Origin of the sequence: Streptomyces sp. NPDC006314, assembly GCF_040613075.1 — a bacterium.
Lineage (GTDB): Bacteria > Actinomycetota > Actinomycetes > Streptomycetales > Streptomycetaceae > Streptomyces.
In genome coordinates, this window is record NZ_JBEXRL010000056.1 from 1 (window position 1) to 5461 (window position 5461).

Annotated in this window: 4 protein-coding genes; 2 read left to right on the forward strand and 2 right to left on the reverse strand. The window is 68.2% G+C overall.

Annotated elements, in window-relative coordinates:
- Nucleotides 1-1068, reverse strand: a 1068-nt coding sequence (locus tag ABZ079_RS36640) for an AMP-binding protein (RefSeq protein WP_356943766.1), incomplete at its 3' end; no start/stop codon positions are given.
- 11 nt (nucleotides 1069-1079) lie between these two features.
- Nucleotides 1080-2270, reverse strand: a complete 1191-nt coding sequence (locus tag ABZ079_RS36645) for a cytochrome P450 (RefSeq protein WP_356943767.1) — start codon at nucleotides 2268-2270, stop codon at nucleotides 1080-1082.
- Nucleotides 2271-2348: 78 nt separating this feature from the next.
- Between ABZ079_RS36645 and ABZ079_RS36650 the strand changes: the two genes are divergently transcribed.
- Nucleotides 2349-3596: an MFS transporter gene (locus tag ABZ079_RS36650; RefSeq protein ID WP_356943768.1), complete on the forward strand. Its 1248-nt coding sequence runs from the start codon at nucleotides 2349-2351 to the stop codon at nucleotides 3594-3596.
- Between the two features lie 218 nt (nucleotides 3597-3814).
- Nucleotides 3815-5461 (forward strand): condensation domain-containing protein (locus ABZ079_RS36655; RefSeq protein ID WP_356943769.1); only part of this gene is annotated, 1647 nt, incomplete at its 3' end.

Consider the following 5461-nt stretch of genomic DNA (forward strand, 5'->3'; position numbering starts at 1 on the left):
GGTGGGGGTGGGGTGGAGCCTGTCGTCGAGGATGTGGATGCCGACGTGGTGGATGGGGTGGCCGATGGTGGGGTTGTCGGGCCAGTGGGTGGGGGGTCCGGTGAGTTGGTGGGAGGTGGCGTGGTGGGTTTCGGAGGGGCCGTACTGGTTCTCGAGGAGGACGTTGTCGAGGGATTCCAGGAAGGCGCGTACATCGGCCGTCAACCGCAACACCTCACCGGACACCAGGATCTCCCGCAGCGCCGAGAGCCCCGGAGCCGGCAACGGCTCGGGCGGTGCGCCCGCCGCCACGGCGAGCTGCTGGAGCAGTGACGGCGACAGATAGAGCCGCTCCACCCCGTGCCGGGCCATCAGCTCCAGCAGCCGCGAGGGCTCCGCGCGTTCCTCGTCGCCCGCGATGACCAGCCGGCTGCCGGACGACAGTGATCCCATGACCTCCAGCAGGGACACATCGAACCCCGCGGAGGCGAACTGCAGACACACCGAGGGCCCCGACGCCCCCGCGGCCAGCCATCCCACCGCGTTCTCCAGCGTCCGGTGGGACACCTCGATGCCCTTGGGGGTTCCGGTGGAGCCGGAGGTGTAGACGATGTACATGAGGGTGTCGGGGTGGGCGGTTCTGCGGGGGCGGCTGGTGGGCTGGCCGTCGATGGCGGTGCGGTGCTCGTCCCAGTAGTGGGTGAGGGGGCCGAAGGGGGCGGGGTCGTGGGGGGTGGTGCGTTCGGTGAGGACGAGGTGGGCCCGGGAGGTGCGGACCATGTGCTGGAGGCGTTCGTGAGGGTTGCGGGTGTCCAGGGGGAGGTAGGCGCCGTCGGCCTTGAGGATGCCGAGCAGGGCGATGACCGAGGTGAAGCCGGTGGTGCCGCAGACACCGACCACGCTCTCGGGTCCCACTCCGCGGGAGCGCAGGAAGTGGGCCAGCTGGTTGGCGCGGGCGTCGAGTTCGCCGTACGTCATCTCGTGGCCATCCGACACCAGGGCCACCGTCTGCGGAGCCCGGTCCACCCACGCCTCGAAGCGGTCGACGAGCCGCTCGGCAGGATGCTGTTCGGGGATCGATCGATTCATCTCGGAAATCCTCAATTCCAGTCGAGGGTCACGCGCACGCTCTTGTATCCCTGCACCAGCAGGCCACGGATCCACTGCGGTTCATCCGTGATCGATACCGATTTCGCTTCCCGGCTCAGGACACGCAGCAGGACGTCGATTTCGATCCGGGCCAACGCGGCACCCATGCAGTGGTGCAGACCGTAACCGAACGCCATGTGTTTGTTGGGGGTGCGCTGCGGTTGAAATTCATCGGGCCGGTCGAACACCTGGGGATCGCGGTTGGCCGCCGGAAGCCACGCCACCACGGGGCTCCCGGCCGGAATCGTCCGCCCGCCGACCGAAAACTCACCCGTGGTGACCCGCAGGACATGGAGTGCGGGAGAAGTCCACCGCAGTACCTCCTCCACGGCAGGCGCGAAGGCCTCCGGATCCGCACTGAGCAGGGCCAGGGTGCCGGGTGCCTCGGCGAGGGCGTGGAAGGTGCCGGCAATGGCATGCCGCGTCGTCTCATTGCCACCGATCAGCACGTTGTCGCAATTCAGCAACACGTCCTGGTCGTCGAGTTCCGCATCGGCGAGGAGCGCGCTCACGAGGTCGTCACCCGGGCGCCGTCGGCGCTCCGTGATGAGGTCGTAGAAGTAGGTGAGGATCTCGGTGTGCGCCATGGACGGTGTCATGCCGTCGTAGCTGCTGTCCTCACCGCCGAACGCATGGCCGGTCAGCGTGATGAGCCGCTGCCGGTCCGCGGCCGGCACGCCGAGGATCTCGCAGACGGTGGCCGCCGGGATGTACGGCCCGATTCCCTTGGCGACGTCGAGTGCGTCCCCCTCGGGCCCGCCCTCCCGTGCGGCGCGCAGCAGGCCGGTCACTTCCTGCTCGATGCGCTCTCTGAACGAACCGGCGGCGAGGCGGGAGAGGAACGGGCTGACGATACGACGCAGCTTCCGGTGCCGTTCGCCCTCGGCCGTCACCAGCATGCGACCGCCGGAGAGGTCGGCATGTTCCCGGTCGAACCCGATCATCATGCCGTATTCCGACGTCATCGGAGCCGACGGGGAAAGCACCTTGCCACATGCTTCGTGCGAGAAAACTGACCAAAAACCGGCGTGTGTCGGACCCGGTTCGCTCCAGTGCGGTTCCCCGTCCGCGACCAGAGACCGCCAGCGGGAATATCGATCGGCCGTTGTGTAAAGGTCCGGATTTCCCAGATCCATCGTCATACCTCACTCATCCAGGCTCGGATACGCTTTGCGCGATAGCGGTTGACACCGAGCGGGCGCCGCCTATGTCATGACGCCATGGCAATCGAATCCGTACGGAAAATCGTCAGCTCGTCGCCCTACTGGCCGGTGGTCCGTCATCCCGTTCTGCGGAAAATCCTGCCCGGCGTGGGACTGTCCTACATAGGTGACGGAATGAGTACCGTCGCCATCACCTGGCTCGCCCTGGAACTGGCCCCCGAGAGCAACAAGGGCACATGGGTGGCGGCCGCCGCAGTGGCGTACATCCTGCCAGGGGCGCTGGGCGGAATTCTGTTCGGACGCGTGCTGTCGGCCCGCAGCGGGGCTCAACTCGCGGGCTGGGACGCGGTGCTGCGGGCCACCGCGCTCGGCCTGATTCCGGTCATGTACGTCCTGGACGCGCTGACCATGGGGCTCTACATCGCTCTGCTGGCTGTCTCCTCCCTGCTGCACGCCTGGGGAACGGCCGGGCGGTACACGCTGCTCACCGAAGTCCTACAGGAGCGGCACCACTTGGCGGGGAATGCGGTGATCACGATTTTCGGTGAGTTCGCCACCGTCGTCGGACCGCCCGCCGCCGCTCTGCTCATCGCCTGGGGAGGCGCGGCGACGGTCATCGCGGTCGACGCGGCCACCTTCGCCCTGCTGGCCCTCACCTACCGCCTGGCCGCACCCGGCACGGCCGCCTCCGGCACACCCCGCGACCAGGCCTCGCGCTCGGCCGGCTTCCGCGCCATCCTGGGCGACCGCCGGCTCTCCGGACTTCTGGCCCTGACCTTCGGGTACTTCTTCCTCTTCGGCCCGGTCCTGGTCGCCCTGCCGGTCCTCGTCTCCGAAGACCTCGGTGGCTCGGCGGCCACTCTCGCCTGGTACTACACGGCGTTCGGCGTCGGCTCGGTCATCGGCGGACTGATCACCGGCTATCTGCGCAACTGGTTGCTGTGGCCGACGACCATCGGCATCGTCACCGGGTTCGGCGCCGCGCTGCTGCCCATGGGGCTCGGCGCGCCCACCCCCGTGGTGCTGGTGTCGTTCGGTGTGTCGGGCCTCATCTGGGCCCCGTACGCGGCGACTTCGACCGTGCTGTTCCAGCGTTCCGCCACCCCGGAGCAGCTGCCGCAGGTGCTGGCGGCCCGGGGCACCGTGATGATCGTCTCGGTACCCCTGGGCAACATGATCGGCGGGCCGCTGAGCACGGCGATCGGCGCCCGCCAGACGCTCCTCGCCTCGGCGGTCGGCACTATCCTCCTGGGCGCCGTCGCCGCGGTCGCCGTACTCCGCCGGCGCGGCCGCTCCGCCGTCTGACCGCAGCCGCGGTGACCTGAGGGGTGTCTCGCTGGCGGGACATACCGCTCCGTGTGCCCGCTCCGCACGACGAGTCTTTTCGTGGCCGAGCAAATTCTCCTGCCCCCGCTTTCCGGCGGCAATTGGCACGGGGAAATCAACTACGTTGACGATGGCGCAATGTCATCCAGGACGGCGCGTGGATTTCCCTTACCACAGCAGCATGCCAGGGAGTGGCAGTGAACGACTTCAGCATCGAACAGCTCGAGCTCATTCAGCAGCGGCTTCGTGAGGCCGCGGTCGATGGAGTCGAAGAGCAGCGGATACCGTGTCGTGCCACCCTGGAGAGCAACCGGGCGCACGCCTCGTTCGCGCAGCGCCGGCTGTGGTTCGTCGATCAACTGCAGCCCGAGTCCCCGGCGTACAACGCCGACTATCTCTGGCGTCTGCGCGGCGAATTCGATATCGCCGCTTTCACGTGCGCGCTGAACGAGCTGCGTCGGCGGCATGAGATCCTGCGCACGCATTTCGAGAATGTCGCCGGTGAACCCGTCCAGGTCATCGCTGAACCGACGCCGCTCGACGTGCCCGTGGTCGACTGGTCCGGCAAGGACGAGACCGCGGCCGAGAAGGAGGCCGTCGCATGGAGCCGGCGGGTGGCCGTCGAGCCGTTCGACCTCACCCGCGGGCCGCTGCTGCGGGTCCGGATCATCCGTCTCGCGCCGGACTGCCACCTGCTGATGCTGGTCGTGCATCACATCATCGTCGACGGCTGGTCGATGGACGTGTTCTGGCGGGAACTCGGCGCCCTGTACGAGGCCGCCCGCGACGGGTCGGGCCCCGCGCTCGACGCGTTGCCCATCCAGTACAGCGACTACGCCGAGTGGCAGGAGTCGTGGATGACCTCGGACGCGGCGCAGCAGCAGCTGACGTACTGGAAGGACCAGCTCCGCGGCGCGCCCGAGGCCATGGACCTGCCCACCGACCGCGTCCGCCCCACCGTGCTCAGCGGCCGCGGTGAACGCGTCGACTTCTCCGTGCCGCCGGCCACCCTGACCGCCCTGCGCACCCTGGCCGAGGCCAATGACGCGAGCCTGTTCATGGTCCTCCTTGCGGCCTGGGACGTGTTCCTCGCCCGCTGCACCGGCACGAGCGACATCATCACCGGTACCCCGGTGGCCGGTCGCACCTCCGGCGACCTCGAGGGCCTCATGGGCCTGTTCGTGAACCAGCTGCCGCTGCGCGTGAAGTGGGACGGCGACCCGACGTTCACCGAGATGGTGCGGCTGGTCCGGGACGTCGCGCTGGGCGGGTACGCCAACCAGGACATCCCCTTCGAACGGGTGGTGGAGGCGGTGGCCCCGGAGCGCAGGGCCAGCATGAACCCGATCTTCCAGATCGCCTTCGACGGCGGTCGTGAGGACCAGAACCCGCGGCTGCCCGGTCTGGACCTGGAGACGGTCAGTGCCGAGGCCAGCTCGACCGGTTTCGACCTCGAGATGAGGCTCGCCGTCGAGGGCGACACGCTCGCGGGTTCGCTGCGCTACAGCCCCGACCTGTTCGAGCGCCGCACCGTCGACCGCTTCATCGCCCAGTACTGCCGGATCCTTCGGTCGGCTGCGTCGAATGCGGAGTCGCGGGTTTCTGAGTTCGTGTTGGTCGATGGGGTGGAGTTGGAGCGGGTGTTGGTGGAGTGGAATGCGACGGATGTGGGTGGGGGAGGTGAGTTGGTTTCGTCTTTGTTCGAGGGTGCGGTGGCTGGTTGTGGTGCTGATGTGGCGGTGGTGGATGCGTCGGCTGGTGTGGAGTTGAGTTATGCGGAGTTCGGTGGCCGGGTGTTTCGGCTGGCGCGGTATCTGCGGGGTTTGGGGGTGGGGCCTGAGCGT